Source organism: Rhodanobacter sp. UC4452_H20 (genome assembly GCF_052978205.1).
Window position 1 is genome coordinate 521,722 of sequence record NZ_CM129662.1, and the last position, 25,789, is coordinate 547,510.

The window sequence follows — 25,789 nt, forward strand, 5'->3', positions numbered from 1 at the left end:
AACCCGGCCTGCGCCCAAGTCGTCGCCCGCGCGCCCTCGTCCGGCCGACCGGCCGGTGGCGCACATCAGCCCGGAAGAGGCCGTGGCGCATATCCAGGCCTTGCTTGACGCCAAGCATGAGCGGGACCAGCGCGAGCCGTCGTGGCCTGGCGCCAACCCGTCGCATCCGACCCCCAACGTGACGGAGATGCACGCGCCGGTGACCGGCACGGGCGATGCATCCGTGACGGCATCGCCGCGCGACGACCTGGGCAAGCGCAAGGGTTGAATCTCCGCGGGCGGGCCGGTGCCAGGCGCCGGGTCCGCTCAGGCAGAGTTCAAGCGGCATGGTCCAGCGTGGAGCTTGACAAGCACCGCGGAGGTGAACCATGAAACGACTGCTCGCTTGCGTTGGATTGATGGTGGCAGCGGCGGCGCTGTCCGGTTGCTATTACGACCCCGGCTATACCTACGTGCGTGGCGGCGGGTCGTCCGGCGACGCGTATTACGGCAGCGGCACGACGTACTACGCCTCGCCTTACGACAGCTACTACGGGCCGGCCTATTACGGCGGCTACTACGGTTGCTGCTACGCACCCGGGGTGACCGTCGGCATCAGCTCGCACTGGTACGGCGGTTCGCGCTATCCACGCTATCACGGGCGCGACTACGGACGCGACTACCGCCATCGCGACAACGACCGCGGCCATTACCGCGACGATGGCCGCTCGGGACATCGTGACTCGCAGCGCGGCGGACGCCATTCGCGCGACCGCGACGACCGTCGCCATTGACCCCCGCCGCGCCCGGTAGCGCCGGGCGTTCAGGCACAATCGGCGGATGCCTTCGCGACCGTCAAGCGTATCCGCCGCGATATTCCGGTTTGCCCTCCTGATGGTGGCGGGACTTGCCCTGTCCGCCTGCACCAGCGTGCGCTACTACGCGCAGGCCGCCCACGGGCAAGCCGAACTCATCGTGCATCGACGCCCGATCGAGCGCGTGCTCGCCGACCCGCACACCGACCCGCAGCTGGCCGCGCGCCTGCGCCTGGCGCTGCAGGCGCGCCGGTTCGCCTCGCGCGAGCTGGGCCTGCCTGACAATCGCAGCTACACCGGCTACGTGCCGCTGGATCGCGACTACGTGGTGTGGAACGTGTTCGCTGCGCCGCGCCATTCGGTGCAGGCGGTGCCGCAGTGCTTTCCGATCGCCGGTTGCGTGGCTTACCGGGGCTGGTTCAGCGAACAGGCGGCGCAGGCAGATGCGGCGCGCTGGAAGGCCCGCGGCGACGATGTGTGGATCGGTGGCGTGCCGGCGTATTCGACGCTGGGCTGGTTTGCCGATCCGGTGCTGTCCAGCATGCTGCGCTGGGACGACGACGAGCTGGCCGGCACGATCTTCCACGAGTTGGCGCACCAGCTGATCTACGTGAAAAGCGACAGCGCGTTCAACGAATCCTTCGCCAGCTTCGTGCAGCGCCAGGGCCTGCGCGAATGGCGCGCCTCGCGCGGCCTGCCGCCGGCGCAAGGCCACGATGACGCGATCGCCGACGGCTTCACCCGGCTCGTGCTGGATCTGCGCGAGCGCCTGAAGCTGTTGTACGCCAGCGGCGTCGATGCCGAGGCAATGGAAGCCGGCAAGCAGGCCGCGATCGCCGCGTTCCGCGAACGCTACGCGCAGTGGCGCGAACGCCGATGGCCCGGCGACCATCGCTACGACGCGTGGGTGGCGCAGCCGATCAACAACGCCCGGCTGCTGCCGTTCGGCTTGTACGACCACTGGGTGCCGGCGTTCGACGTGCTGTTCCAGCGCTCGGGGCAGGACTGGACGGCGTTCTACGCCGACGTCCGCGCTTTGGCTCGCGACCCGAAGCCGCGCCGCGATCGCGCGCTGGAAGCGCTGATGACGCCGCCACACGGTGCGGAGGCTCAGGCCGCGCCGCGCTGAAAACTCAGTGCCCGCCGCCCGGCAATGTTTTTCTCCCCGCCATGTGGCGCAGGTAGCTCAGCAGATCATCGAGGTCGGCGTCGGAAAGCGCCCGCGTGTCGAAGCCCGGCATCTTCGCCTGCGGCCAGCGGCGCAGCGATTGCGGATCGCGGATGTACCCGCGCAGCAGGTCGGCGCGCAGGTACTCGGTGGGGTTGTGCGGAATGTTGAGGTCCGGCCCGAGTCGGGCATCGCCGGCGCCGTTGAGTGTATGGCAGGCGAAGCAGGTGCGCTGGAACACCGCCAGCCCTCGCCGCACGGCACTGTCCGCCGGCGTTCGCGGGTCCGGCAGCATGGCCGGAAAACGCGCGGCCATGCTGTCGGCGCGGCGGATCGTGGCCAGTTGATATGGCCATTGCTCCGGTCCCACGCCCGCCGCGCGCGGCTGCGTCCACACGACATAGAACGGGCCGGCGCGGCCGTGTCCGCCAGGCAACGCCGGCCACGGCCGGGCCGGCTCCTCGATCGCCAGCCAGGCGACGCTGCCGCGCCGGCTCAGGATCAGCGCGGCGGGTATTTCGGCGACAAAGCCGTCCTTCGCGACAAATTGCAGGTGATCGCCGGCCACGATGCCGGGCAGCAGGGCAGTCAGCGGCACGGCGCGGTAGTGTCGGGTGCGCTTGAACGCCACGTCGCCGAGCACGGTGATGGTGCGCGCATCCGGGCGCGCCAGCAGGGTGGCGGTGCTCCAGCGGGTGGCACCATGGCCCAGGTCGATGCGGAGTTCGGCGGCGCGCACGAATCGACTGCTGCCGAGAAGCATCAGCGCGATCGCAAGCAGGGCGGTGATCCGCGTCATCCGGGGGGCGTCGATCGAGGTTCCGCGCATGGGATTCTCCGTGCAATGGGCCCAGTGTAGGGCCAGCTTTGGCGCCGGGCGGGCCGGCGCACCTGTCGCGGCGCTGAACGGCGGCGGGCGTGCACGTTGAACTCACGTCGTCGCGCACACACTAAGCCCGTGTATCGCCGTGACGGCGACAGGAAGCGGGGCAATCCATCGCCTTGCTGAGGGGCCGGCCTTACCTCCCCTGGAGGCCGCCTGACAAGCCCCATCGGTCCTCCCCTGGCCGATGGGGTTTTATTTTGCCCGGCGCCGATGGCCGACCATGGATAATGGCCGGTGCTGCCGCTTCTTCCTCCCCTGGGCGCCCGATGGTCATCGAATCGCTGCTCGACACCGACCTGTACAAGTTCTCGATGATGCAGGTGGTGCTGCACCAGTATCCCGCGGCCGAGGTGGAATACCGCTTCAAGTGCCGCACGCCGGGTATTGACCTGGCCGCGTGCGTCGACGACATCCGCGCCGAACTGGCCGCGCTGTGCCGCCTGCGTTTTCGCGCGGACGAGCTGGATTACCTGCGCAGCTGGCGTTTCATCAAGAGCGATTTCGTCGATTTCCTGGGCCTGTTCCAGCTCAACGAGAAGTACGTGGAGATCGCGCCCTCGGCCGCCGTGCCCGGCGAGATCGAGATCCGCATCCGCGGGCCGTGGCTGCACACGATCATGTTCGAGGTGCCGCTGCTGGCGATCGTCAACGAGGTATATTTCCGCCGCACCAGCGCCGGGCTGGATCTGGCCGAAGGGCGCCGGCGCCTGCACGACAAGATCGCCATGCTGCGCGATGCGCCGGATTACACGCTGTGCCGCATCGCCGATTACGGCACCCGCCGGCGGTATTCGCGGCGCTGGCAGCACGAGGTGGTCACCACCTTGCGCGACGAACTGGGCGCGCAGCTGGCCGGCACCAGCAACGTGTGGCTGGCACGCGAACTGGGCCTGACCCCGCTGGGCACGCTGGCGCACGAGTATCTGCAGGCACACCAGGCGCTGGGGCCGCGGCTGCGCGATTCGCAGGTCGCGGCGCTGGAGGCGTGGGCGCGCGAATACCGTGGCGATCTGGGCATCGCGCTGTCCGACGTGTACGGGCTGGATGCCTTCCTGCGCGATTTCGACATGTACTTCTGCAAGCTGTTCGACGGCACCCGCCACGATTCCGGCGATCCGTTCGCCTGGGGCGAGAAGGTGCTGGCGCACTACCGCGACAACCGCGTCGACCCGCGCAACAAGGTGCTGGTGTTCAGCGACGGCCTGGACATCCCGCGCGTGATGCAGCTCTACGCGCATTTCCGCGGCCGCTGCCAGCTCGCCTTCGGCGTTGGCACCAACCTCACCAACGACGTGGGGCCGGCGCCGATCAACATCGTGATCAAGATGATCCGCTGCAACGGCCAGCCGGTGGCCAAGCTCAGCGATTCCCCCGGCAAGAACATGTGCGATGACCCGGCCTACGTGGCCTACCTGCGCCAGGTGTTCGAGATCCCCGCCACCCAGGGGTGAGTGGCGCCGATCACGGATCGTCCGGCGCGCGGCTGAACACGCCGGCCAGCAGCAACAGGGACAGCAGCACGAGGGCGAGGTGGAGCACGGCGAATCCGGCGTGGCGGCAACGCCTTGACGGTAGCCGCGCGCACCGCCGGCGCCAAAGGAGCATGCCGCATATGGATATGCCCGAGCCATCTCGATGGCGTACGCTGGCCGGACACCCGCCACAGTTCCGGAGCAAGCCATGACCAGCATCCACGATTTCACCGTGACCGACATCGACGGCAAGCCGCGATCGCTGGGTGAGTGGCGCGGCAAGACCTTGCTGGTGGTCAACGTCGCCTCGCAGTGCGGATTCACTCCGCAATACGAGGGCCTGGAAGCCTTGTGGCGCGAACAGCGCGAGCTGGGCCTGGTGGTGCTGGGCTTTCCCTGCGACCAGTTCGGCCACCAGGAGCCGGGCAGCGAAGCCGAGATCAAGGATTTCTGCAGCACCCGCTTCGACGTGACCTTTCCGATGTTCGCCAAGGTCGAGGTGAACGGCGAGCACGCCGCGCCGCTGTACCAATGGCTGAAAAGCCAGGCCAAGGGCATCCTCGGCAGCGAGGCGATCAAGTGGAACTTCACCAAGTTCCTGGTCGATGGCGACGGCCAGGTGGTCAAGCGCTACGCGCCCACCGACACGCCGCAGAAGATCGGTCGCGACACGCGGGCCCGCTTGCAGGGGTGAACCATCCCGTCACCGCGGTCCACGGCGATCGCCACGGCCTGCATTGAGCTGGTCGGCGGCGCTCGGGACGCCCCCTGCGCAGGCCATGCGCGCGCGGTCTGATAGGCTTTGTCCCTTTGCCGACCGTGGTCGGCCCCCATGACCCCCGAACGAGGCCAGATGATGCAGATTGCCCGAGATTCCGTTGCCGCCTTCCACTACACCCTCACCGACGATCAGAACCAGGTCATCGACAGCTCCGCCGGTCGCGATCCGCTGACCTACCTGCACGGCGGCGGCCAGATCGTACCGGGCCTGGAAAAGCAGCTGGAAGGCCGCTCGGCGGGCGACAAGTTCACCGCCGACGTGGTTCCCGAGGAGGGTTACGGCGTGCACCATCCCGAGCTGATGCAGGAAGTGCCGCGCTCGGCCTTCCAGGGCGTGGAGGACATCCAGCCCGGCATGCAGTTCCAGGGCCGCGGTCCGCAGGGCGAGATCAACGTCACCGTCACCCGCGTCGAGGACGACAAGGTCTTCATCGACGGCAACCATCCGCTGGCGGGCAAGACCCTGCATTTCGCCATCGAGGTGACCGACGTGCGCGCGGCCAGCGAGGAAGAGCTGGCACATGGCCACGTGCACGGTGCGGGTGGCCATCACCACTGAGAGGTTGTGAATGATGCGCAGGGCGGGCACGGCCGCCTTTGTCGTCGACGGCTGGCGGGCGGTGCCCGCCCTACGCGTGCCCGGCGACGCGTTGCGGCAGCGCGTTCAATACCAGTCCAGCAACGACACGCCCACGCCGAGGTAGGTGGCGTTGTGGTTGTAGTCGATCAGGCTCTCGCCGTAGCCCTTGAACAGTTCGGCGTAGCCGCGCAGGTTGCCGGCGATCGGAAAGCTCCAGCCGAAGCGCAACGATCCGTGCTGGCGGCTGCCGCCGCGGAACGAGTCGCGCAAGGTCAGACCGAATTCCTGGCCGTTCCACTCGTGCACGATCTCCACCTCGCCGCGCCCCACGTAATCGCTGATGTCGGGGTTGTCGTCGATGCTTCGCGATTCGGGAATGCGCCACCACGGGCGGATCATCACCGTCCAGCCTTCGCGTTCGAAGCCGACGTTGGCGATCAGCCGGTTCCAGCTGCGCGACAACGGCAGCCCGCGGCCGTTGGACTGGTGGTTGAAGCCGATGCCGAGCAGGCGTCCCTCCCAGCCAAGCACGTGGTAGCTGGTGTCGAACATCAGCATCGCCTCGGGCTCGTAGTCCGTCTCGCGAAACGGGCGCGACAGGGTGGAGTTGTAGACCTGCCACCGCGACGACTGGGTATAGCCCACCCACAGGTCGCCGGCGTCGCCGAACACGCCTTGCCACACCTTGGCCTTGAGGCTCAGCTGGAACTTCGCCTCGATGTTGTCCAGCCGCTCGCTGCCAGTGGCGTCGTTGTCGGGGTTGGGGCTGTGCGGTTGGTTGTTCTGGTTGCTGCTGGCGAAGATGGGCAGCACGTAGACCGGCTTGTAGCCGCGTACGTTGAAGGTGCCCAGTTTGCTTTCCGGCGCCAGCTCCCAGCGGCTGTCAAGCAGCGACAGCGGCACGGCCACCTCGCTGTTGCCGGGGCCGGCCGCGGGTGCCCCGGGATGGTCGTGGCCGAACACTTCGCCGCCGGCGGCCTGCACCGTGCGCTTCTGCGCCACCGGCAGGTTGACCCGGCCGGTGGCCTGGTCGTAGCAGGCCAGCCGCTGCGCATCGCTCTCGATCGCGGTGCAGCCGCGGATGTCCATCGGGTCGGGATTCTGTGCATGCGCCGTGGCAGCAGCCACGCAGGCCCATGCCGCGCAGGCTGCGACGAGCGGGAGTTTCATGATGTCTTTCCGATGCGCGGCGAGCGCCATGCCGGCCGTCGATTCAGGCCGGCAAGTTTATCCGATGCCCGTGAATGCACGATTCACGGGCATCGCGTCCGCGTGTTCAATGCAGCTGCTTCACCCAGCGTGCGTATTCCGCTTCGCTGACCTTGCCATTCTTGTTGCTGTCCGCGTTGAGGAAGTCGTTGGCCAACGGAGGATAGGCCGAGGCCTGTTCCTCGGTGATGCCCTTGCCGCCCGCCGCCAACTGCTGGAACGAGGGCGCCGGGGCGATCGTCGGCGCCGGAGCCGGTGCGCTTTTGACCACGACCTGACCCTGCGGCGTGTTGAACGTGGCGGTATCGGTGGCGGTGGCGGAAGCGGCCGGGGCAGGGGTGTCCTGCGCCAGGCTCGCGCCGGCGAACAACAACCCGCCGGCCAACAGGCAGCCGTACAGGGGAGTGCTGAAGTTCATGATGGAATCCTCCATGCCAGAATGAGTGTCCGAAAAAACACGGGGGTCCGGTCGCGCATGCCGCCGCACCCGAACTCCTCTGGACCCTAGCAAGGGATGTGTATATGTCCGCTCAAGATCGCCCGCCGATGCGGGCAACGGCGACACGCCATTGAGCCGGGCTTCAGCTTCGCCCACCCTCAGCCTTGCCCAGGCGCGCCTGTTGCAACTGGCGGCCCAGGGCTTGCTGCAGGCCAGCCGGCGACGCGCCCGGCGCGCCGACGTGGTGGCCGCCATCGAGCGCATGGGCTTGTTGCAGATCGACACCATCCACGTGGTGGCGCGCAGCCCGTACCTGGTGCTGCACGCGCGGTTGGGTGATTACCCGATGGCCTGGCTGGACGAGGCGCTGGCCGAAGGCAAGCTGGCCGAAACCTGGGCGCACGAGGCCTGCTTCGTCAGCGCCGCCGATCTGCCGTGGCACCGTGCGTGGAGCGACCAGCGCGGTGGACACTGGGCGCACCGACACGCCGCACGCATGCATCGCGAACAGCGCAGCGGGATGGACGGCCTGCTCGAGCGGATTCGCGCCGAGGGCCCGGTGCGCGCGGCGGATTTTGCCCGCGAGCAGGGTGCGGCCAGCTCGGGCTGGTGGGAGTGGAAGCCGGAGAAGCGCTGGCTGGAGGCGTGGTTCGCCCTGGGTGAACTGATGGTGCTGCGGCGCGATCGCTTCCAGCGCGTGTACGACTTGAGCGAACGGGTGCTGGCGCAACTCGACCCGCCGCCCGATCCGCGGGTGGCCACGCTCCCGGCCGCCGCGCTGCGTCGCCGCTTCGTCCTCGACGGCGTGCGCGCACTGGGCGTGGCGCCGGCCCCGTGGATCGCCGACTACCACCGGCTCAAGCCGCGCGTTGGCGCTGCCGAACTGGCGCCGCTGCTGGCCAGCGGCGAACTGCTGGCCGTGGCGGTACAGGGCTGGGCGACTCCCGGCTACGTGCATCGCGATCACGCCGACCTGCTGGAACGGGCGCTGGGCGGGCGGCTGCGCGCCACGCGCACGGCACTGCTGTCGCCGTTCGATCCGCTGGTGTGGGACCGCACGCGGCTGCGCGCGATGTTCGATTTCGACTACAGCCTGGAGTGCTACGTCCCGGCCGCGCGACGGCGCTACGGCTACTTCGTGCTGCCGATCCTGCATCGCGGCCGGCTGGTCGGGCGGCTCGACGCCAAGGCGCATCGCGGCGATGGCCTGTTCGAGGTCAAGTCGATCGAACTCGAACCCGGTGTGGCGATCGCGCCGCGCCTGCTGGCGGAACTGGCACAAGCCATCCTCGATACCGCGCGCTGGCATGGCACGCCGCAGGTGCGGGTGGTCCGCTCGCGACCGGCCGCCTTCGCCCGGTCGCTGCGCACCGAGCTGCGTCGACTGGCTTAGGCGCCCTGCCTACGGCGTGCTGCCCGCCGGAGCCGGGTTGGGGCTGCAGGACTTGCCATGCAGCGCCTCGCGCAGGCTGCGCGCCAGCGAGTTGCAGCGCTCGCCCAGTTGCGGACGGACATCCGGGTTCTGCGAATCGCGCAGCAGGTTGGTGCGCATCGCCTCGTAACGCAGTGGCAGCTGTTCGGCCGAGAAGATGCCGGCCGCACGGTGGCAGGCGAGGTAGCTGGACAGGTAGTCGTCGCAGGCGGGTATGCCGGTCTGTTCCGGCAGGCTCGCATCGCTGGGCGCGGTGGCGTGGTGGCTGGGGCGCTGGGCGGGCGTCGGCGGAGCGGTCGAACGGGTGGTGGCGGCGCGGGATGAGGTGACCGTCGCCGGGCGGGTCTCGGTGTCGCTGGCGCAGCCGGCGAGAAGCAAGATGGCGACCGCGGCGGCCAGGGCCAGGCGGAACGGGGTGGTCATGATGCTCTCCTGTGCATTGGGCAGGCCGCAGGCACCCGGTCTGGCGGAAGGTCGAACGAATCAACTAAACCGCAAGTGAAGTAAAGAAAACCTGAAACCCGCGCGCCGGGGTCGGCAGGGGTCGGTTGTCGGCGAGCCCGCCCCGGCCCGCCAGGGGCGCGGATCGGCAACGGATTTCGGCTGTCGGGACGGCTGTCACGACGAGCCGCTTGACAAATCACTTTTCTTCCAAAAATCCGTTATGCTTGAATCGCTGCGTCTGCTTGGCGGCGTGAGTGCCCACTGGGGATTTCCTGAATCCGTCCGTTGCACCCGACCTTGGCATGCTCAGTAAACCGTCGGCCCCCCTGTGGCCGGTTAGTCGATAGAGTCTGGATTGGATCGGAGTGTGAGTCATGTCGGATCGTGAAACGGGTACAGTCAAGTGGTTCAACGACGCCAAGGGCTTCGGCTTCATCAGCCGTGAAAGCGGCCCCGACGTGTTCGTGCATTTCCGCGCCATCACTGGTTCGGGATTCAAGAGCCTGCAGGAAGGACAGAAGGTGACCTTCAAGGTGGTCGACGGCCAGAAAGGCCTGCAGGCCGAAGACGTCACCCCCGTCTGATGGCGGTGGCGAGGTCTGCTTGAGGAGGCCGGCGCAAGCCGGCCTCTTTTTGTAGTGGCGAGGGCAATTCGCTAGCCTGTCGGGATGCCCGACCATTTCATCCAGAACGCCCCTGTCGCGGCCGAGTCGCTGGTCATCCCGGTCACCGCCGCAGACGGCGCGCGCTGCGAGCTGCTGGCCACGCTTCCGGCCGGTCGCTGGCAGCAGTTGTTGTACTGGATGCCGGCGATGGGCATGCCGGCGCGGCATTACCTGCCGCTGGCCCAGGCGCTGGCGGTGGCCGGCGTCGCCGTGGTGTTGCATGAATGGCGCGGCATCGGCTCCAGCGATCGGCGCGCCGGCCGCGATTGCAACTGGGGTTACCGTCAATTGCTGCAGGACGACTTGCCCGCCGGCATGGCGGCGGTGCGCCAGCGCTGGCCGCAGGCGCGCTGCTGGCTGGGCGGCCACAGCCTCGGCGGCCAGCTCGGACTGCTTTACGCCAGCCTGCATCCGCACGATTTCGCCGGCATGGTGCTGGTCGCCAGTGGCGCGCCGTACTGGCGGCGGTTCCGGCACGGCTGGCTGATTGGTGCCGCTTATGCGCTGGCGCCCTGGCTGGCTGCGCTGGTCGGCCATCTGCCCGGGCGGCGGATCGGTTTCGGCGGCAACGAGGCGCGCGGCGTGATCGCCGACTGGGCACGCAGCGGCCGCAGCGGCCGCTATGCGGTGGCCGGCATGACGCAGGATTTCGAGCGCTTGCTGGCCGCGCTGCAACTGCCGGTGCTGGCGCTGCGACTGCAGCAGGACTGGCTCGGTCCGCCGGCCTCGCTGGCATGGCTGCTGGGCAAGCTCGGTCCAGCCGCGCGTCGCGTGGAGACGATCTTGCGCGACGACCTGGATGGCACGCCGGCCGACCATTTCGGCTGGATGAAGGCGCCGGCGCCGGTCGCCGCGCGCATCGCCGGCTGGTTGGCCGGGGAGGATGCGACTTTCGTCGCGCGCGACGACACGGCGGCTTGATTCCCGGCGTCGCCGTCTGCATCTCAACCGTTCCGTGACGCTGGATTTCCCATGAACCTGTTCGATCCGCTTGCCCAACGCAGCCTGACCTTGCGCAACCGCCTCGCGGTGTCGCCGATGTGCGAATACTCGGCCACCGACGGCGTGCCCAATGACTGGCACATGGTGCACCTGGGCAGCCGCGCGGTCGGCGGCGCGGCGCTGGTGATCGCCGAGGCTTCGGCGGTGTCCGCGCAGGGGCGCATCTCGCCGCAGGACACCGGCCTGTGGAACGACGCCCAGTTGCAGGCATGGCAGCCGATCACCCGTTTCATCAAGGCGCAGGGCGCGATTGCCGGCATGCAGTTGGCTCACGCCGGGCGCAAGGCCAGCACGCTGCGGCCGTGGGACGGGCACGGCCCCGTGCCGGCGGGGCAGGGCGACTGGCTTACCGTGGCGCCCTCGGCGCTGCCGTTCGCTGCCGGCTGGCCGGCGCCGCAGGCGCTGGACGAGGCCGGTATCCAGGCGGTGATCGCGGACTTTCGCGCCGCCGCGCAACGCGCGCTGGCAGCGGGTTTCGAGTTGATCGAGGTGCATGCGGCGCACGGCTACCTGCTGCATCAGTTCCTGTCGCCGCTGAGCAACCGGCGCGACGATGCTTACGGCGGCAGCTTCGAGAATCGCATTCGTCTGGTGCGCGAGGTGGTCGTCGCCGTGCGCGAGGTGTGGCCGGCCGCACTGCCGTTGTGGCTGCGCGTCTCGGCTACCGACTGGGCGGATGCCGGCGGCTGGGACATCGGGCAGAGCGTGGAACTGGCGCGCCAGATGAAGCCCCTGGGCGTGGACCTGATCGACGTCTCCAGCGGCGGCTTGCTGCCGCACGTGAAGATTCCGCTGGCGCCGGGTTACCAGGTGCCGTTCGCGGCGCAAATCCGCCGCGAGGCCGGGATCGCCACCGGTGCGGTGGGCCTGATCACCGGCGCGGAGCAGGCCGCGCAGATCATCGCCAACGGCGCCGCCGACGTGGTGCTGATCGCCCGCGAGAGCCTGCGCGATCCCTATTTTCCCCGCCGCGCGGCAGCGCAGCTGGGTGCGTCGATCGACGCACCGGTGCAATATCAACGCGCCTGGTAAATGTGGCGGGGCGGAATCAGGGCGCCCGCTCGCGGAGCAGCAGCATGTCGACCTTTCGCAGTTTTGCCGAGTTCTATCCGTTCTATCTCGGCGAGCACGCCAATCGCAGCTGTCGCCGAATGCATTTCATCGGCAGCACGCTGGTGCTCGCGGTGCTGGTGCTGGCCGTGGCGAGCGGCCAGTGGCGCTGGCTGTGGCTGGTGCCGGTGGCCGGCTACGGCTTCGCCTGGCTGGGCCACTACGCGTTCGAGAAAAATCGCCCGGCCACGTTCAAGCACCCGCTGTACAGCCTTGCCGGCGACTGGGTGATGTACGCGCAGATGCTGCGCGGCAAGATCCGCTTCTGAGCGGCGCCCGCGATCAGCGATATTTGTCGTGGCAGCTCTTGCAGCTCTCTCCCACCGGCTTGAGCACGGCGGCCAGCGCGGTGCAGGTCGCCGGCGCCGCTGCCACGGCCTGGTGCAGGCGGTCCTGCAACTGGCTGGCGTGGTCGGCGAAATCCTTGTCGTTCATGCCGAACACCGGCGTGATGTCGCTGGCGGTGGATTCGAGCCGGGCCAGGTGATGCTGGACCTTCGCCGCCTCGCACTGGTTGGCCTTGATCGCGCCTTTCAATTCGCCCACGTGATAGCCGAGCGTATGCATCACCGCTGCGGGCATCGGATTGCGCTCGCTCAGCACGTTCATCACGTTGACGGTACCGATGATGCCAATCACCAGGCCGAGCAGGATCATCAGGGCAACACGCATGGAGCCGCTCCATTTCGAGGGATAAGCGCAAGCATAGCCTGCGCGACTGCCGCGAGGCCAAGCCGGCGCGATAAAATGACCGTTTTCGCCAGGGTGCTCGCCGTGACCGTTTTCCTGCCGCCGCCGCTTCGCGCGGGTATGCCATGAACGAGGTAGCCGTGCCGGTCGAGCGCTTCGCCGGCGTCGAGCGGTTGTTCGGGCAGGGCAGCGTGGGCACGCTGGCGCAGAAGCATGTCTGCGTGATCGGCGTGGGCGGCGTCGGCTCGTGGGCGGTCGAGGCGCTGGCGCGCAGCGGCGTGGGCCGGCTCACCCTGATCGACGCCGACGAGGTCTGCGTGTCCAACACCAATCGCCAGCTGCACGCGCTGGACGGCGAATACGGCAAGTCGAAAGTGGGCGTGATGGCGGCGCGCGCGCGTGCGATCAACCCGGCGATCCGGCTGGAGGCGATCGAGCGCTTCCTCACCCCGGCCACGCTGGACGAGCTGCTCGACCGCGGCTACGACGTGGTGCTCGATGCCTGCGACGCGTTCCGGGTGAAGCTGGAAACGATCGCCTGGTGCCGCCGGCGCAAGCTGCCGATCGTCAGCGTGGGCTCGGCGGGTGGCCGCACCGACCCCACCCAGATCCGCGTGCGCGACCTGTCGCGCACGGAGCACGACGCAATGTTCAGCCTGATCCGCAAGAAGCTCCGTGCGGATTTCAATTTCCCGCGCAACCCCGATCGCTACTTCGGCGTTTCAGCCGTCTATTCGCTGCAGAACGTGCAGTACCCGCAACCCGACGGCACTGTCTGCGGCACCCGGCCGCCGGGCGGCGATTCCATGAACCTCGCCTGCGGCGGCGGCCTGGGCGCGGCCACCCACGTCACCGGCGCGTTCGCCTTTGCGGCGGTGGGCAAGGTGATCGAGAAGCTGCTCGGCGAACCGTAGGGCGGGCACCGCCCGCCGTGCTTTTCGACAGCACGCGCAATCAAGAACGGCGGGCCGTGCCCGCCCTACGGCCGGGCTGTTGCTCTCCCTCGTTTCTCACTCCTCGTCTCTCACTCCTGCCCCATCACCACCCCATGTACTGGCCGCCATTGATCGCCAGGTTGGCGCCGGTCATCCAGCCGGTTTCCTCGCCGGTGAGGAAGGCCACGGCGTGGGCGATCTCCTCCGGCCGGCCGAGCCGGCCGAGCGGGATCTGCGCCTCGATCTTGGCGCGCACTTCCGCCGGCACGGCCATTACCATGTCGGTGGCGACGTAGCCGGGCGAGACGGTGTTGACGGTGATGCCGAACTTGGCGTTTTCCTGCGCCAGCGAGATGGTGAAACCGTGCATGCCGGCCTTGGCCGCGGCGTAGTTGGCCTGGCCGTACTGGCCCTTCTGGCCGTTGATCGAGCTGATCTGCACGATGCGGCCCCACTTGCGCGCGCGCATGCCCTCGATCACCGCGCGGGTGACGTTGAAGCAGGAGTTGAGGTTGGTGTTGATCACGTCCGTCCACTGCTGATAGTTCATCTTGTGGAAGGTGGTGTCGCGGGTAATGCCGGCGTTGTTGACCAGGATGTCCACCGGACCGCATTTTTCCTCGATCGCCCGCACCATCGCCGCGCAGGATTCGGGATCGGACACATCGCCGCGCACCGTGCACACCTCGATGCCCTCCTGCGCCATCGCTTCGCGCCAGGCGGCGGTCTTGGCCTCGTCGCGATAATTGGTGGCGACCTTGTGACCCTGTTTCGCCAGATGGCGCACGATGGCGCTGCCGATGCCCCCGGTTCCCCCGGTAACCAAAGCCGTACGCTGGGTCATGCCGTCGATCTCCTGTTTGCCCAAGTCAAGCACGCGAATGTTGCCGTTGTCGCGCGCCTGCACTGCTCGTGCAAAACGGCGTGAACGGCCGTCCAGTTATAGCCGATCAGTCGGGGGAACTACCGCTGCAATGCGGCAATCGGGCGGGGTCGAAGCTGGTCAGCGCGTGGGCCAGCAGGGCGTCTGCATCCACCGGCCGGTCCGGCAACGCCTGCCCGAGGAAAGCGAGTGCGCGGCGCAGCGCCGGCGTGGGCTCGCCGGGGTCTAGCGGCCAGGCGTGGGAGGATTTCGACAGCTTGTTGCCGGCCTTGTCATGCACCAGGGGCAGGTGTCGATACGTCGGCGTGGTCAGGCCCAGGCAGCGCTGCAGCCAGATCTGCCGCGCGGTGGAGTCGAGCAGGTCCTGGCCCCGCACCACCTCGGTGATGCCCTGGAAGGCGTCGTCCACCACGCAGGCCAACTGGTAGGAATAGAAACCGTCGGCGCGGCGGATCACGAAATCGCCCACGGTTTCGCGCAACCGCTCGCGTTGCGGCCCCAGCAGGGCGTCGTCGAACCCGATCTCCACATCGCTCACGCGCAGCCGCCACGCCGGTTCGCGATCGGCGTGACTGCCGTCGATGCAGTGGCCGTCGCGATGGATGCCGCCGCTGGCGGCGAGCTGGCTTCGGCTGCAGGTGCAGGGAAATACCAGGTCGGCCGCGCGCAACGCCGCGAACGCCTCGTCGTAGGCGGCGGTGCGCTGCGACTGGAACAGCACCGGCGCATCCGCCACCAGGCCGAACGCGGGCAGCGCGGCGAGGATGTCGGCGGCGGCGCCGGGCACCTCGCGCGGGGGGTCGATATCCTCCATCCGCACCAGCCATTCGCCGCCGGCGTGGCGGGCGCACAGCCAGCTGCCCACCGCGGCCACCAGCGAGCCGAAGTGCAGTTGCCCGGTGGGCGAAGGGGCGAAGCGTCCGCGGTACGTCATCGGGCCATTTTATCGGCCGTCCGGCCTTGAAACCGCGGCCGGCTGCCCGAATCTCGGGGCCAGTTGTCGCGTTTCCATGACCGGTTCCACCGGTGCGGGGATCGTGCGGGGTCGGTCCGCCGGTCATGCCCGAGGAGGCGACGACCCACCATTTTCATTTGCCATGGAGTTGAATCCGCCCATGAATGCGCCTGTCGCCGAAACTCGCCAGTTCGAAGCCGAAGTTGCCCAGGTCCTGCGCCTGGTCACCCACTCGCTGTACTCGCACAAGGAGATCTTCCTGCGCGAGCTGATCTCCAACGCCTCCGACGCCTGCGACAAGCTGCGCTTCGAGTCGATCGCCAAGCCCGGACTCCTGGCCGGCGACAGCGAGTTGCACATCGACATCAACTGGGACCCGGAGGCGCGTACCGTCACCGTGCGCGACAACGGCATCGGCATGAGCCGCGACGAGGTGGTGGCCAACATCGGCACCATCGCCAGCTCGGGCACGCGCCGTTTCCTGGAGGCGATGAGCGGCGAGCAGAAGGCCGACGCCCGCCTGATCGGCCAGTTCGGCGTGGGTTTCTATTCCGCCTTCGTGGTGGCCGACAAGGTCACCGTGGTGACCCGGCGCGCGGACGCACCCGCGGCCGAGGGCGTGAAGTGGGAGAGCGACGGCAAGGGCGAGTACTCGCTGGAACCGGTCGAGCAGGCCGAACGCGGCACCGCGGTGATCCTGCACCTGAAGGCCGACGAGGACGACTTCCTCAAGGGCTGGCAGCTGAAATCGCTGATCCGCAAGTACTCCGACCACGTGGCGTTCCCGATCCGCATGCCGGTGGAAAAGGACGGCAAGCCCACCGACGAGTTCGAGAGCATCAACGCGGCCTCCGCGCTGTGGACCAAGCCGAAATCGGACATTTCCGACGAGGACTACCAGAGCTTCTACAAGTCGCTCGGCCACGATTTCAACGACCCGCTGGCGTGGACGCACAACCGCGTCGAGGGCAGCCAGAGTTTCACCACGCTGCTCTACATTCCCGCGCAGCCGCCGTTCGATCTGATGATGGGCGGCCGCGACGAGCGCAAGGGCCTGAAGCTCTACATCAAGCGCGTCTTCATCATGGACGCCGCCGAAGAGCTGCTGCCGAACTACCTGCGCTTCGTGCGCGGCGTGGTCGATGCCGACGACCTGCCGCTCAACGTCAGCCGCGAAATCCTGCAGCACAACCGTCAGGTCGACCGCATCAAGGCGGCTTGCGTCAAGCGCGTGCTCGACCTGATCGAGAAGCTCGCCCGCGACGAACCGGAGAAGTTCGCGACCTTCTACAAGGCCTTCGGCAATACGCTCAAGGAAGGCATCAGCGAAGACGCCAACAACCGCGAGCGCATCGCCAAGCTGCTGCGCTTCACCTCGACCAAGGGCGAGGGCACCGCACAGAACGTCTCGCTGGACGACTACATCAGCCGCATGGCCGTCGGCCAGGACGCGATCTGGTACATCACCGCCGACAGCTACAAGGCCGCCGCCGGCAGCCCGCAGCTGGAAGCGTTCAAGGCCAAGGACATCGAGGTGCTGCTGATGTCCGACCGCATCGACGAATGGATGATCGGCTCCCTGAGCGAGTACGAAGGCAAGAAGCTCAAGAGCGTGGCCAAGGGCGAGGTACCGCTGGACGAGGCCGACAAGAAAAAGCAGGAAGAGGCCACGAAAGAGGCCGAGCCGCTGCTGAAGAAGCTCAAGGACCTGCTCGGCGATCGCGTGGGCGAGGTGAAGGTGTCCGCCCGCCTGACCGATTCGCCGTCGTGCCTGGCGCTCTCCGATTACGAAATGGCCCCGCACCTGGCGCGTCTGCTGCGCGAAGCCGGGCAGGACATGCCCGAGAGCAAGCCAACGCTGGAGATCAACCCGGCGCACGCGCTGGTCAAGCGTGTGGAGAACGAGGCCGATGAGGACAAGGCGCGCGATCTCGCTACGCTGCTGCTGGAGCAGGCGGAGATTTCCGCCGGTGCACAGCTGCCGGACCCCGCCGCATTCGTGCAGCGGATGAACCGGGTGTTGCTGGGGTAGGGCACGGGATACCTCGTTGGCCTGAAGAAGCCCGCCGATGGCGGGCTTCTTTTTTGACTGATGCGAGGACTCCACGGGCAGATGAAAACCATATCACCAAGTGCTATGGTTGTAGCCATGAAACGGATTTTCAGAACACGGACGTTCAGCCGTTGGATGGGCAAGACGGGTCTGGCCGGTCCTGATCTGTTCCAGTCGGTGATCGAGATGGAGGCAGGACTGATCGATGCCGACCTCGGCGGACAGTTGGTCAAGAAACGGATTGCCTTGCCCGGCCGTGGAAAGCGCGGAGGCGCACGAACCATCGTCGCCACCAATCGAGGCGACCGCTGGTACTTCATCTTTGGTTTCGGCAAGAACGAACGAGCCAATATCGACAAGCATGAGCTTCGCGCGCTGCAGGAGCTGGCGTCAGATCTTCTTGGTCAGGACGACAAAGCTCTTGCCGCCGCGCTGGAAGCCGACGAACTTGTGGAGGTAGACCATGACTAACAAAGTCCGCAAGAGCCGCATTCTTGCCGAAGTCCACGAGACGGCCACAGGCCTGCATCGGGCTGGTGTGATCAGCAAGCGCCGCATGCACGAGTACGAAGCGCTGAGCCATCTCGCCGTGCCGGACATTGACGCAAGCAAGATCAAGCTGATCCGCGAGAATTCGAAGGTCAGCCAGGCCGTCTTCGCTGCCGTGCTCAACACCAGCGTTTCCACCGTGCAGAAGTGGGAAATTGGCGAGAAGAAGCCCAGCGGTCCTTCGCTGAAGCTGCTGAACCTGATTGATCGCAAGGGGCTGGAGGCTGTTTTGTAGGACGCGAACGGGCTCGACGCAGCCGAGTATCACCGCGAGCGGGCTCATGCGCTGAAATTGCGGGCAACAAATTCCGTGCGAGCGTCACCGCGAATTTTAGGTGAGCCAAAGGGATGTCGCCTTGCGCGCGAAGAGCTCTCGGTGATGTGCGAGGAACGAAGCTTGCTCTGACCGGAATGGGTCAACGCGCCTGTGCGGATCAATTGACCAGCGATCGAGCACGTCGCGCGATAGCGAGGGATGGACGTGCATGCGGCCGTCGTCTTCAAATGTGATGAACTGTTCGTCGAACAGGGCGTCGACGTGCGGCGAGAGCAGCAGTCCGTTGTAGCCGCTGAGGCGCTCCGCGTTGGAGGCTTCGCGCCAGGGTTTGATGTGGCTTGCGATAAGCACGCGGGTGTCGGTGACGCCGGTGACGCGGCAAGCACCGTCCAGCAGGATTACCTGTTTGCGAAAGTAACCTTGGCCGACCCGGGCTTTGGCCAGTTGCCGGCGCTGGGTTTCGGGGACCGAGGCGTCTGTTTCGATGCGGTGGATATCGTCGAGCACCTGGGCGTTGGGTTCATGCTCGATCAGATACGGGACCTCCTGATCCAGATCGCGTACTTGTTGCATATCGAGCGAGGCCATCAGCACGTGGCCGAGCGCATCGGAGATTCCAGCCAGATAGCATCCCTGATTGCCGTGGCCATTCTTTTGCAATGGCGAATGACGTGGTGGAAGCATCGGGGCGATGGCCTGGATATGCTCCGCGGGTCGCAGTGGGCGGTGTGCTTCCCTGAAATCGACCTCGACAAGCCAGCCTTCGCGGGACCAGTAATCACCGACATTGCCGAACTCGATGGGCTTGGGGCTAGGCGAGGCGGGAACGGTGACACGGCCGACAGAACCGATGCGACCGTGGGCATACGAGAAGACGATATCGCCCGGCCGCACGAGCTTCATGTTCTCGTAGGTCTGGTTGTACGCGCCGTTGGCGTTTCGATAGGGCGACCACAGATAGCCACCACGAACCTCGTGGTCGCGAGTCTGTTTGTGGTTGACCCACCAATACGCCATGCCGCGCCCCCTCGGGCCAGGTTAGCCCAGGCGATCCGCGCAGGGAACCTCACCGAGGCAGGGGCGCAGCCTTGCTGATACCTTGGGCGTGAATCCGTTGAGCGAAACGGAGGACACCGTGGCGGTACCGGTTGCGGCGAGCAGCACCATGGCGGCGAACAAGGTGGGCTGAAGGGAGCTCATGATGGCCTCCCGGACGACTCCTGGCGATGGCCGGGGCGCGCGCCGGCGTGTCGTTTTCCAGCGCCGTCACTGTCCTCTGCGCCAGGCGCTCCGTCAACCTGTCCCGCGCCCGAGCCGCCTCAGTCGCGCGGGAGCTCGCGCACCTCGACGGTGCCGCCCGCCTCGATCACGGGATTTCCCTCGAGCAGGGCACAGGCATCCTCGATGGAATCCGCGCTGACCCGGATGTAGCCCGCGAGTGGCATCGAGATCGGCGCGACGCCGGAGCGGGAGACGCACACGCCGCCGCCGACCGAGCTGCCCCCGCCGAACCGGCCGGTGCGACGAAGTCGGGCTAGGTAGGAACCCCAGTCGCCGGGGTTTCTGTCGGAGCCGGGAGGCAGCGGGTGCATCAGGAAGAGATAGTCGTGCATGGCATCGCTCATGTGGTGGGGCTGGAGCAAAGGTTCCAGCAAGCGGCTCAGTCGTGTCGGTGGCCACTTTCGCCGGGCTGGCCGAGGTCGATCAGGGCGGCGAGCGTCCTGCGGGTGGTGCCGACCGCGCGGGCACCGACACGCGCAAGCAGTTCGGCGTCGACCTGCTCGCGCGCTTTCGCCTGCACCTCCGCGGCGGCGCGGCCTCGTCGAGTCAGGGTCACGACCAGCTTGCGGCGATCGTTTTCGTCGGCGGCACGCTGCAGGTAGCCACCCGCCACCAGTGCGTCGACGAGCTGGCTGGCGGCCTGCTTGGACACGCGCAACTCCCGGACCAGTTCCCCCAGCGGCACGCCGCGCTCGTGGAGTGCCATGCCGCCAATCAGGTACAGGCCGTTCTTCGGAATATCGTGATAGCCGGCGTTGCCCAGTGCCCGGCGCATGGCCGTGCCGTAAATGGTTCGCGCGTGGCGGAGCAGGGCCGGCGTCACGACTTGCTCGTGCCAGTGAGGTGTGCGGGACATGGCAACTCATTAGTCCGTGTACTTGACAGTCAACATACATGACAAATTGGTCGCGGCAAGCCATTCCCCGGCGGCGGCGCTGGGCGTACATTCCGCCCGGCGCGGTCGAGTGGAACCGTGCATCACGCAAACCGGGGGCAGTCATGCATCGTTCGTCGAATCTTCGTGGCATGAGTACAGTGCGGGCGTTCGCCCTGGTTGTGGTCTGCGCCGCGTTCGGGGCCGCGTCGCCGGCCCGGGCCGCCATGCCGGTGTTGTCGTCTCCGGCGCAGGTTTATGTCGTGCACGCCCAGCCACTGCTGGCGATCATCCACGTGCGGGTGATCGACGGCCACGGCACGCCCGCCCGGGAGAACCAGACGGTGTTGCTGCGCGACGGGCGCATCGCGGCGGTCGGGCGCCACGTGACCTTGCCCGAGGGCGCGACGGTCATCGACGGCGGCGGGCAGACGCTGATTCCCGGCCTGGTCGGCATGCACGACCACATGTTCTATCCCGCGCCCAAGGTGAATCCCGCGGCAAAGGAGGCGATCTATCCGGAGCAGGCGTCGAGTTTTCCCAAGCTGTACCTCGCCGGCGGCGTCACCACCATCCGCACCACCGGCAGCACCGAGCCCTACACCGACCTGGCGCTGAAGAAGGCGATCGACGCGGGCCGTATTCCGGGGCCGAAGATGCACACCACCGGGCCGTATCTGGAAGGCAAGGGCAGCTTCACGCCGCAGATGCACGAGCTGGCAGATGCCGCCGACGCGCGCGATACGGTGAACTACTGGATGGACGAGGGTGCGACGTCGTTCAAGGCGTACATGCACATCACCCGCGCCGAGTTGTCGGCGGCGATCGCGGCGGCGCATGCGCGCGGCATCAAGGTGACCGGCCACCTGTGTTCGATCGGCTTCACCGAAGCGGCGGATCTCGGCATCGACGATCTCGAGCACGGCTTGTTTGTGGACACCGAGTTCAGCCCCGGCAAGCAGCCGGATGTGTGTCCGGACACCAAGGCCGCGGTGGCGCACCTGGCGACGCTGAAGGTCGACGGCTCGGAAATCCGGGCGCTGATCAAGCATCTGGTGGCGAAGCGCGTTGCGGTGACCTCCACGCTGCCGGTGTTCGAGACTTTCGTGCCCGGCCGCGCGCCGCAGGGTGCGCGGGTGCTGGACGCGATGTTGCCGCAGGCCCGCGTCGAATACCTGAAGGCGCGCGAGCGCGTCGCGGCGATGAAGGATTCCCCGTGGCCGCAGGCGTTCAAGTTGGAGATGGCTTTCGAACGCGCCTTCGTCGAGGCCGGTGGCACCCTGCTCGCCGGCCTCGATCCCACCGGCTACGGTGGCGTGATCGCGGGCTATGGCGACCAGCGTGAGGTGGAGCTGCTGGTGGAGGCGGGCCTCACGCCGGTGCAGGCCATCCGGATCGCCACCTTGAACGGCGCGCGTTTCATGGGCGTGGAAAAGGAGATCGGCTCGATCGACGTGGGCAAGGCGGCTGACCTGGTGCTGGTCAGGGGCAACCCGGCGGAGCGCATCAAGGACATCGAGAACGTCACCCTCGTGTTCAAGGATGGCGTGGGTTACGACCCGGCGAAGCTGGTCAAGGCTGCCGAGGGCACGGTGGGTCTGCGTTGAAGGAATGGCCCCATGCATGGCCATGGATGGCGGTGCACGGGAATGACGACGTGCAGCGGGTACCATTCGACACCACACCCGCTGCAGGATCGCTCGTGATGAAAAGGCTGCTCCCCTGGTTGTGCCTGGTGTTGCTGATCGCCCCGTTGCACGCGGCCGATGTGGCGGCGCCGGCTGCCCGCACCATCGTGCTGGTGCGCCACGGCTATTACCTGCCCGATGCGAAAGCCGATCCGAAGCTGGGGCCGCAGCTGGCGCCGCTCGGGGTGGCGCAGGCGCATCTGGCGGGTGCGCGGCTGGCCGGGTTGCCGACGCGTTTCGATGCGATGTATGTCAGCCCGGTGCAGCGGGCGCGCGATACGGCGGCGTTGATCGGCGAGGACTTCCCGGCGCGTCGCTTCGAGGTGGTCGACGATCTGGCCGAGTGCACGCCGCCGACGCGCCGGGCCGCGATCATGGCGAAGGAAAAGCCGGCCGATCTGGCCGCCTGCAAGGCGCAGTTCGATCGCCTGTTCGCGCGCTATTTCAAGCCCGCATCCGGTCATGAGCAGACCGACCTGATGGTCTGCCACGGCAACGTGATCCGCAACATGGTGGTGCGCGCGATGGGCGTCGATCCGCAGGCGTGGCTGGAGATGTCGGTGGGCAATGCCAGCATCACCCGCATCCGGGTGGAGGCCGACGGCACGTTCAAGGTGATCTCGGTGGGCGATGTCGGGCACATCCCGCCGGGCCTGCGCACGGGCGCCAGCGGCGACCCCGAGCGCAGCCTCGCGATTCCGTCGTTGCCGCAGTGATGCGCGGGCAGGGACTGAACTCGCCGGTGCCGCGCACCGGCAATGACCACAGAGGGTGACGGGCGTGGCGGCACAGACTTCATTTCCCGGCTTTGCACCCGCGGCGGCGACCGACCGGCTGTTCCTTGCGGTGTTCCCCGATCAGGCAACCGTGGCGCGGTTGAGCGCGCTTGCCGCCGAACAATGCACCCGCCACGGGTTGCGCGGCAGGCCGCTGCTGCCGGAGCGTTTCCACATCACCCTGCTGCATCTGGGCGACTGGGCCGGGCTGCCACCGGATGTGGCGCAGGCCACGATGAAGGCGGCAGCGCGGGTGCTGGAAGCGCCTTTCGAAGTGGTGTTCGACCGCGTGGCCAGTTTCGACGGCCGGCGCGACAAGCTGCCGTTCGTGCTGCGCGCCGATGGCGGCAATGCGCCGTTGCGCGCCTTCCAGGCGCAACTTGCCGCGCTGTTGCGCGAGGCGGGCGTGGTGCCGGTCGGGGCCGGTTTCGAGCCGCATGTCACCCTGGCATATGACGCGCGCAAGGTGGCCGCCGAGCCGGTGGCGCCGATCGGCTGGCGCGTCGACGAATTCGTGCTGGTGCACAGCCTGCTGGGCAGGACGCGGCATATCCGGCTCGGCTGCTGGCCGCTGGACTGCGCGCGGGCGGCGCCTGCGGGCGCGTAGCGCGGGAGTGCACGCGGGGCCCGGTTTTCTGTATGTTGTCGCTTTCCTCATTGCAAAGGCTCGACGCATGACCGCATTGCCGGGACAACCCGACCATCTGCGCCGCAGCCTTTCCAACCGACATCTGCAACTGATCGCCATCGGCGGCGCGATCGGTACCGGCCTGTTCATGGGTTCGGGCAAGACGATCAGCCTGGCCGGGCCGTCGATCCTGCTGGTCTACCTGATCATCGGCGTGATGCTGTTCTTCGTGATGCGGGCGATGGGCGAGCTGCTGCTGTCGAACCTCGAGTACAAGTCGTTCATCGATTTCTCCACCGACCTGCTCGGGCCGTGGGCCGGTTTCTTCTGCGGCTGGACCTACTGGTTCTGCTGGATCATCACCGCGATCGCCGACGTCATCGCCATCGCGGCATACACGCAGTTCTGGTTCCCGGGGCTGGCGCCGTGGATTCCGGCCGTGCTGTGCGTGCTGCTGCTGCTCAGCCTCAACCTGGTCACGGTGAAACTGTTCGGCGAGATGGAGTTCTGGTTCGCGCTGATCAAGATCGTGGCGATCTGCGCGCTGATCGTCACCGGCTTTGCGCTGGTCGCCTGGGGCTTCACCTCGCCCACCGGGCACCAGGCCTCGGTGGCCAACCTGTGGAACGACGACGGCTTCTTTCCGAAGGGGATGAGCGGTTTCTTCGCCGGTTTCCAGATTGCGGTGTTCGCCTTCGTCGGCATCGAGCTGGTCGGCACCACCGCCGCGGAAACCGCCAACCCGCAGCGCAACCTGCCCAAGGCGATCAACTCGATCCCGATCCGCATCATCATCTTCTACGTGCTGGCGCTGGTCGCGATCATGATGGTCACGCCGTGGCGCCTGGTGGAGCCGAGCAAGAGCCCGTTCGTGGAGTTGTTCGTGCTGGCCGGCATCCCGGCCGCGGCCAGCCTGATCAATTTCGTGGTGCTGACTTCGGCCACCTCGTCGGCCAACAGCGGCATCTTCTCCACCAGCCGCATGCTGTACGGCCTGGCCGAAGAAAAACATGCGCCGAAGACGTTCGGTCGGCTGTCGCGCGCTGCGGTGCCATCGCTGGGCCTGTTGTTCTCCTGCTTCTGCCTGCTGCTGGGTGCGGCGCTGATCTACCTGATTCCTGACCTCGTCACCGCCTTCACCCTGGTCACCACGGTGTCGGCGGTGCTGTTCATGTTCGTGTGGTCGCTGATCCTGTTTGCCTACATGGCCTATCGGCGCAAGCGCCCGCAATTGCACGAGGCGTCGATCTACAAGATGCCCGGCGGCGTGTTCATGTGCTGGGTGTGCCTGGCGTTCTTCGTGTTCGTGCTGGTACTGCTGAGCCTGCAGCCGGATACGCGCGAGGCGCTGATTGCGAGTCCGGTGTGGTTCGTGCTGCTGGGGATCGGTTACGCGTGGAAGGGGCGCCGGGCGCGCCGCGCATGAGCCGAATGTCTGTTGTCCCGCTGCGGGCAATCCGGCGGGATGCGGCTCTCAGTCGCGGTCGGGTGCGCCGAGCGGAAAGTACGAGCGGTAGGGCCGCGCCTCGTCCACCGCCCGGGCGAACGAAGGGCGCGCGAGCAGGCGTTGCCGATAGGCCAGCACGTTGGCGAAGTCCGCCGGAATGGGATGGGTCCAGTCGGCGTAGAACAGCGCGGGCGCGGCAGAACAGTCGGCGAGGCTGAAATCGCCGCCGGTGGCCCAGTGGCGGCCGGCGAGTTTCCGGTCCAGCCAGGCGTAGGCGGTATCCAGCCTCGCGCGTGCCTCGTTCACGCCGCTGGGGTCGCGGTCGGCGGCGGGGCGCAGGCTGTCGAACACGATCTTCTGCACGGGGGTTTGCACGTAGAGGTCGAAGCAGCGGTCCATCGCGCGCGCCTCCAGTGCGGTGTCGACGTCGAAGGGAATCAGCGGTGCGGCGCCGGGGTAATGCCGGTCGAGGTACTCGATGATGATGCTCGATTCGATCACCGTGCGTTCGCCGTCGCGCAGCAGGGGCATGCGCCGGATCGGCCACAGCGCGGTGAACTCGGCGTCGGTGGCCGCGTCATCCGGCGTGAGTACGCGCCATTCGAACGCGATGTCGTTCTCGTACAGCGCGATCAGCACCTTCTGGCAGTAGGAGGAGAAGGGGTGGGCGTAGAGCTTGAGGGTCATCGTGGGACACCTGATAGGGGAGGGTACGCGAAGGCGACGAACGAAGGCGCGCGGAATCGACAGGTGAAGCTCGACGCTCCTAGTA

The 25,789-nt window shown here is 67.3% G+C and carries 31 protein-coding genes; 19 read left to right on the top strand and 12 right to left on the bottom strand.

Annotation, left to right across the window (positions count from 1 at the left end; genetic code table 11):
• The first annotated feature begins 55 nt into the window (after positions 1-55).
• The 3 genes from ACVCMC_RS02430 (at position 56) to ACVCMC_RS02440 (ending at position 1,923) form a co-directional block, all read left to right on the top strand.
• On the top strand, positions 56-268 hold the full coding sequence (locus ACVCMC_RS02430) for a hypothetical protein (RefSeq protein WP_395119376.1): 213 nt from the start codon (positions 56-58) through the stop codon (positions 266-268).
• A 100-nt stretch (positions 269-368) separates the two neighbouring features.
• Positions 369-773 carry a hypothetical protein gene (locus ACVCMC_RS02435; RefSeq protein WP_447098548.1) on the top strand — a complete coding sequence of 135 codons (405 nt, stop codon included), beginning with the start codon at positions 369-371 and terminating at the stop codon, positions 771-773.
• Positions 774-873: 100 nt separating this feature from the next.
• Positions 874-1,923: an aminopeptidase gene (locus tag ACVCMC_RS02440; protein WP_447098549.1), complete on the top strand. Its 1,050-nt coding sequence runs from the start codon at positions 874-876 to the stop codon at positions 1,921-1,923.
• A gap of 4 nt (positions 1,924-1,927) precedes the next feature.
• Here ACVCMC_RS02440 and ACVCMC_RS02445 read toward each other — a convergent pair whose 3' ends face one another.
• The gene (locus ACVCMC_RS02445; RefSeq protein WP_447098550.1) at positions 1,928-2,791 is read right to left on the bottom strand and encodes a c-type cytochrome; all 864 of its coding nucleotides are present in this window, start codon (positions 2,789-2,791) and stop codon (positions 1,928-1,930) included.
• Between the two features lie 323 nt (positions 2,792-3,114).
• Here ACVCMC_RS02445 and pncB point away from each other — a divergent pair, with 323 nt between their 5' ends.
• The 3 genes from pncB (at position 3,115) to ACVCMC_RS02460 (ending at position 5,659) form a co-directional block, all read left to right on the top strand.
• Positions 3,115-4,299, top strand: coding sequence for a nicotinate phosphoribosyltransferase (gene pncB / locus ACVCMC_RS02450; RefSeq protein ID WP_447098551.1), 1,185 nt, complete (start codon positions 3,115-3,117; stop codon positions 4,297-4,299).
• Between the two features lie 229 nt (positions 4,300-4,528).
• Positions 4,529-5,014: a glutathione peroxidase gene (locus tag ACVCMC_RS02455; protein WP_447098552.1), complete on the top strand. Its 486-nt coding sequence runs from the start codon at positions 4,529-4,531 to the stop codon at positions 5,012-5,014.
• 162 nt (positions 5,015-5,176) lie between these two features.
• Entirely contained in the window at positions 5,177-5,659 is a 483-nt protein-coding gene (locus ACVCMC_RS02460; RefSeq protein WP_395121410.1) for an FKBP-type peptidyl-prolyl cis-trans isomerase, read from the top strand.
• Between the two features lie 105 nt (positions 5,660-5,764).
• Here the strand turns inward: ACVCMC_RS02460 and ACVCMC_RS02465 are convergent, their stop codons facing one another.
• A complete protein-coding gene (locus tag ACVCMC_RS02465; protein WP_447098553.1) occupies positions 5,765-6,850 on the bottom strand; it encodes a phospholipase A in 1,086 nt (361 codons plus the stop codon).
• 106 nt (positions 6,851-6,956) lie between these two features.
• On the bottom strand, positions 6,957-7,307 hold the full coding sequence (locus ACVCMC_RS02470; RefSeq protein ID WP_447098554.1) for a hypothetical protein: 351 nt from the start codon (positions 7,305-7,307) through the stop codon (positions 6,957-6,959).
• Positions 7,308-7,458: 151 nt separating this feature from the next.
• Between ACVCMC_RS02470 and ACVCMC_RS02475 the strand changes: the two genes are divergently transcribed.
• Positions 7,459-8,721 carry a winged helix-turn-helix domain-containing protein gene (locus ACVCMC_RS02475; RefSeq protein ID WP_447098555.1) on the top strand — a complete coding sequence of 421 codons (1,263 nt, stop codon included), beginning with the start codon at positions 7,459-7,461 and terminating at the stop codon, positions 8,719-8,721.
• A gap of 9 nt (positions 8,722-8,730) precedes the next feature.
• On the opposite strand, the gene ACVCMC_RS02480 is transcribed toward ACVCMC_RS02475, so the two are convergent.
• Complete coding sequence (locus tag ACVCMC_RS02480) at positions 8,731-9,183, bottom strand: hypothetical protein (RefSeq protein ID WP_447098556.1); 453 nt, start codon at positions 9,181-9,183, stop codon at positions 8,731-8,733.
• Between the two features lie 395 nt (positions 9,184-9,578).
• Between ACVCMC_RS02480 and ACVCMC_RS02485 the strand changes: the two genes are divergently transcribed.
• The 4 genes from ACVCMC_RS02485 (at position 9,579) to ACVCMC_RS02500 (ending at position 12,250) form a co-directional block, all read left to right on the top strand.
• A complete protein-coding gene (locus ACVCMC_RS02485; RefSeq protein WP_395119356.1) occupies positions 9,579-9,788 on the top strand; it encodes a cold-shock protein in 210 nt (69 codons plus the stop codon).
• An 84-nt stretch (positions 9,789-9,872) separates the two neighbouring features.
• Positions 9,873-10,790, top strand: a complete 918-nt coding sequence (locus ACVCMC_RS02490; protein ID WP_447098557.1) for an alpha/beta hydrolase family protein — start codon at positions 9,873-9,875, stop codon at positions 10,788-10,790.
• A gap of 51 nt (positions 10,791-10,841) precedes the next feature.
• Positions 10,842-11,903, top strand: a complete 1,062-nt coding sequence (locus ACVCMC_RS02495; RefSeq protein WP_447098558.1) for an NADH:flavin oxidoreductase/NADH oxidase — start codon at positions 10,842-10,844, stop codon at positions 11,901-11,903.
• 44 nt (positions 11,904-11,947) lie between these two features.
• The gene (locus ACVCMC_RS02500) at positions 11,948-12,250 is read left to right on the top strand and encodes a DUF962 domain-containing protein (RefSeq protein ID WP_395119350.1); all 303 of its coding nucleotides are present in this window, start codon (positions 11,948-11,950) and stop codon (positions 12,248-12,250) included.
• 13 nt (positions 12,251-12,263) lie between these two features.
• On the opposite strand, the gene ACVCMC_RS02505 is transcribed toward ACVCMC_RS02500, so the two are convergent.
• A complete protein-coding gene (locus tag ACVCMC_RS02505) occupies positions 12,264-12,653 on the bottom strand; it encodes a cytochrome c (RefSeq protein ID WP_395119348.1) in 390 nt (129 codons plus the stop codon).
• Positions 12,654-12,796: 143 nt separating this feature from the next.
• Here ACVCMC_RS02505 and ACVCMC_RS02510 point away from each other — a divergent pair, with 143 nt between their 5' ends.
• Positions 12,797-13,585 (top strand): tRNA threonylcarbamoyladenosine dehydratase, encoded by a 789-nt coding sequence (locus ACVCMC_RS02510; RefSeq protein WP_447098559.1) that lies wholly within the window; start codon positions 12,797-12,799, stop codon positions 13,583-13,585.
• A 124-nt stretch (positions 13,586-13,709) separates the two neighbouring features.
• Here the strand turns inward: ACVCMC_RS02510 and phbB are convergent, their stop codons facing one another.
• Together phbB and gluQRS are read right to left on the bottom strand one after the other, a co-directional pair.
• On the bottom strand, positions 13,710-14,450 hold the full coding sequence (phbB, locus tag ACVCMC_RS02515) for a beta-ketoacyl-ACP reductase (protein WP_395119344.1): 741 nt from the start codon (positions 14,448-14,450) through the stop codon (positions 13,710-13,712).
• 106 nt (positions 14,451-14,556) lie between these two features.
• Positions 14,557-15,423 carry a tRNA glutamyl-Q(34) synthetase GluQRS gene (gene gluQRS, locus ACVCMC_RS02520; protein ID WP_447098560.1) on the bottom strand — a complete coding sequence of 289 codons (867 nt, stop codon included), beginning with the start codon at positions 15,421-15,423 and terminating at the stop codon, positions 14,557-14,559.
• Positions 15,424-15,604: 181 nt separating this feature from the next.
• On the opposite strand from gluQRS, the gene htpG reads away from it, so the two are divergent.
• The 3 genes from htpG (at position 15,605) to ACVCMC_RS02535 (ending at position 18,281) form a co-directional block, all read left to right on the top strand.
• Entirely contained in the window at positions 15,605-17,476 is a 1,872-nt protein-coding gene (gene htpG, locus ACVCMC_RS02525) for a molecular chaperone HtpG (RefSeq protein WP_447098561.1), read from the top strand.
• A gap of 117 nt (positions 17,477-17,593) precedes the next feature.
• A complete protein-coding gene (locus ACVCMC_RS02530; protein WP_447098562.1) occupies positions 17,594-17,968 on the top strand; it encodes a type II toxin-antitoxin system RelE/ParE family toxin in 375 nt (124 codons plus the stop codon).
• A complete protein-coding gene (locus tag ACVCMC_RS02535; RefSeq protein WP_447098563.1) occupies positions 17,961-18,281 on the top strand; it encodes a helix-turn-helix domain-containing protein in 321 nt (106 codons plus the stop codon). Before ACVCMC_RS02530 ends, ACVCMC_RS02535 begins: the two co-directional genes overlap by 8 nt.
• A gap of 96 nt (positions 18,282-18,377) precedes the next feature.
• On the opposite strand, the gene ACVCMC_RS02540 is transcribed toward ACVCMC_RS02535, so the two are convergent.
• The 4 genes from ACVCMC_RS02540 to ACVCMC_RS02555 form a co-directional block, all read right to left on the bottom strand.
• On the bottom strand, positions 18,378-19,340 hold the full coding sequence (locus ACVCMC_RS02540) for an HNH endonuclease (RefSeq protein ID WP_447098564.1): 963 nt from the start codon (positions 19,338-19,340) through the stop codon (positions 18,378-18,380).
• A 21-nt stretch (positions 19,341-19,361) separates the two neighbouring features.
• A complete protein-coding gene (locus tag ACVCMC_RS02545) occupies positions 19,362-19,523 on the bottom strand; it encodes a hypothetical protein (protein ID WP_447098565.1) in 162 nt (53 codons plus the stop codon).
• A 119-nt stretch (positions 19,524-19,642) separates the two neighbouring features.
• Positions 19,643-19,936: a hypothetical protein gene (locus ACVCMC_RS02550; RefSeq protein ID WP_447098566.1), complete on the bottom strand. Its 294-nt coding sequence runs from the start codon at positions 19,934-19,936 to the stop codon at positions 19,643-19,645.
• Positions 19,937-19,983: 47 nt separating this feature from the next.
• Positions 19,984-20,460 carry a MarR family winged helix-turn-helix transcriptional regulator gene (locus ACVCMC_RS02555; protein ID WP_447098567.1) on the bottom strand — a complete coding sequence of 159 codons (477 nt, stop codon included), beginning with the start codon at positions 20,458-20,460 and terminating at the stop codon, positions 19,984-19,986.
• A 170-nt stretch (positions 20,461-20,630) separates the two neighbouring features.
• Between ACVCMC_RS02555 and ACVCMC_RS02560 the strand changes: the two genes are divergently transcribed.
• From ACVCMC_RS02560 to cycA, 4 genes are all read left to right on the top strand, one after another.
• Positions 20,631-22,085, top strand: a complete 1,455-nt coding sequence (locus ACVCMC_RS02560) for an amidohydrolase family protein (RefSeq protein ID WP_447098568.1) — start codon at positions 20,631-20,633, stop codon at positions 22,083-22,085.
• A gap of 98 nt (positions 22,086-22,183) precedes the next feature.
• On the top strand, positions 22,184-22,882 hold the full coding sequence (locus ACVCMC_RS02565) for a histidine phosphatase family protein (RefSeq protein ID WP_447098569.1): 699 nt from the start codon (positions 22,184-22,186) through the stop codon (positions 22,880-22,882).
• A 64-nt stretch (positions 22,883-22,946) separates the two neighbouring features.
• Complete coding sequence (locus ACVCMC_RS02570; RefSeq protein ID WP_447098570.1) at positions 22,947-23,549, top strand: 2'-5' RNA ligase family protein; 603 nt, start codon at positions 22,947-22,949, stop codon at positions 23,547-23,549.
• 67 nt (positions 23,550-23,616) lie between these two features.
• Positions 23,617-24,996, top strand: a complete 1,380-nt coding sequence (gene cycA / locus ACVCMC_RS02575) for a D-serine/D-alanine/glycine transporter (protein ID WP_447098571.1) — start codon at positions 23,617-23,619, stop codon at positions 24,994-24,996.
• Between the two features lie 48 nt (positions 24,997-25,044).
• Here cycA and ACVCMC_RS02580 read toward each other — a convergent pair whose 3' ends face one another.
• Positions 25,045-25,704 carry a glutathione S-transferase family protein gene (locus ACVCMC_RS02580; RefSeq protein WP_447098572.1) on the bottom strand — a complete coding sequence of 220 codons (660 nt, stop codon included), beginning with the start codon at positions 25,702-25,704 and terminating at the stop codon, positions 25,045-25,047.
• Between the last annotated feature and the right edge of the window lie 85 nt (positions 25,705-25,789).

Excerpts from the sequence above, each read along its gene's own strand:
- ACVCMC_RS02495 (WP_447098558.1), top strand. The coding sequence starts at position 10,842 with ATGAACCTGTTCGATCCGCTTGCCCAACGCAGCCTGACCTTGCGCAAC.
- htpG (WP_447098561.1), top strand. The coding sequence starts at position 15,605 with ATGAATGCGCCTGTCGCCGAAACTCGCCAGTTCGAAGCCGAAGTTGCC.
- ACVCMC_RS02530 (WP_447098562.1), top strand. The coding sequence starts at position 17,594 with ATGAAACGGATTTTCAGAACACGGACGTTCAGCCGTTGGATGGGCAAG.
- ACVCMC_RS02435 (WP_447098548.1), top strand. The coding sequence starts at position 369 with ATGAAACGACTGCTCGCTTGCGTTGGATTGATGGTGGCAGCGGCGGCG.
- ACVCMC_RS02510 (WP_447098559.1), top strand. The coding sequence starts at position 12,797 with ATGAACGAGGTAGCCGTGCCGGTCGAGCGCTTCGCCGGCGTCGAGCGG.
- ACVCMC_RS02445 (WP_447098550.1), bottom strand. The coding sequence starts at position 2,791 with ATGCGCGGAACCTCGATCGACGCCCCCCGGATGACGCGGATCACCGCC.
- phbB (WP_395119344.1), bottom strand. The coding sequence starts at position 14,450 with ATGACCCAGCGTACGGCTTTGGTTACCGGGGGAACCGGGGGCATCGGC.
- ACVCMC_RS02480 (WP_447098556.1), bottom strand. The coding sequence starts at position 9,183 with ATGACCACCCCGTTCCGCCTGGCCCTGGCCGCCGCGGTCGCCATCTTG.
- ACVCMC_RS02490 (WP_447098557.1), top strand. The coding sequence starts at position 9,873 with ATGCCCGACCATTTCATCCAGAACGCCCCTGTCGCGGCCGAGTCGCTG.
- ACVCMC_RS02460 (WP_395121410.1), top strand. The coding sequence starts at position 5,177 with ATGCAGATTGCCCGAGATTCCGTTGCCGCCTTCCACTACACCCTCACC.
- ACVCMC_RS02465 (WP_447098553.1), bottom strand. The coding sequence starts at position 6,850 with ATGAAACTCCCGCTCGTCGCAGCCTGCGCGGCATGGGCCTGCGTGGCT.
- gluQRS (WP_447098560.1), bottom strand. The coding sequence starts at position 15,423 with ATGACGTACCGCGGACGCTTCGCCCCTTCGCCCACCGGGCAACTGCAC.
- ACVCMC_RS02580 (WP_447098572.1), bottom strand. The coding sequence starts at position 25,704 with ATGACCCTCAAGCTCTACGCCCACCCCTTCTCCTCCTACTGCCAGAAG.
- ACVCMC_RS02440 (WP_447098549.1), top strand. The coding sequence starts at position 874 with ATGGTGGCGGGACTTGCCCTGTCCGCCTGCACCAGCGTGCGCTACTAC.
- ACVCMC_RS02550 (WP_447098566.1), bottom strand. The coding sequence starts at position 19,936 with ATGCACGACTATCTCTTCCTGATGCACCCGCTGCCTCCCGGCTCCGAC.
- ACVCMC_RS02535 (WP_447098563.1), top strand. The coding sequence starts at position 17,961 with ATGACTAACAAAGTCCGCAAGAGCCGCATTCTTGCCGAAGTCCACGAG.
- pncB (WP_447098551.1), top strand. The coding sequence starts at position 3,115 with ATGGTCATCGAATCGCTGCTCGACACCGACCTGTACAAGTTCTCGATG.
- ACVCMC_RS02545 (WP_447098565.1), bottom strand. The coding sequence starts at position 19,523 with ATGAGCTCCCTTCAGCCCACCTTGTTCGCCGCCATGGTGCTGCTCGCC.
- ACVCMC_RS02505 (WP_395119348.1), bottom strand. The coding sequence starts at position 12,653 with ATGCGTGTTGCCCTGATGATCCTGCTCGGCCTGGTGATTGGCATCATC.
- ACVCMC_RS02555 (WP_447098567.1), bottom strand. The coding sequence starts at position 20,460 with ATGTCCCGCACACCTCACTGGCACGAGCAAGTCGTGACGCCGGCCCTG.
- ACVCMC_RS02470 (WP_447098554.1), bottom strand. The coding sequence starts at position 7,307 with ATGAACTTCAGCACTCCCCTGTACGGCTGCCTGTTGGCCGGCGGGTTG.
- ACVCMC_RS02485 (WP_395119356.1), top strand. The coding sequence starts at position 9,579 with ATGTCGGATCGTGAAACGGGTACAGTCAAGTGGTTCAACGACGCCAAG.
- ACVCMC_RS02565 (WP_447098569.1), top strand. The coding sequence starts at position 22,184 with ATGAAAAGGCTGCTCCCCTGGTTGTGCCTGGTGTTGCTGATCGCCCCG.
- ACVCMC_RS02540 (WP_447098564.1), bottom strand. The coding sequence starts at position 19,340 with ATGGCGTATTGGTGGGTCAACCACAAACAGACTCGCGACCACGAGGTT.
- ACVCMC_RS02455 (WP_447098552.1), top strand. The coding sequence starts at position 4,529 with ATGACCAGCATCCACGATTTCACCGTGACCGACATCGACGGCAAGCCG.
- ACVCMC_RS02560 (WP_447098568.1), top strand. The coding sequence starts at position 20,631 with ATGAGTACAGTGCGGGCGTTCGCCCTGGTTGTGGTCTGCGCCGCGTTC.
- ACVCMC_RS02500 (WP_395119350.1), top strand. The coding sequence starts at position 11,948 with ATGTCGACCTTTCGCAGTTTTGCCGAGTTCTATCCGTTCTATCTCGGC.
- cycA (WP_447098571.1), top strand. The coding sequence starts at position 23,617 with ATGACCGCATTGCCGGGACAACCCGACCATCTGCGCCGCAGCCTTTCC.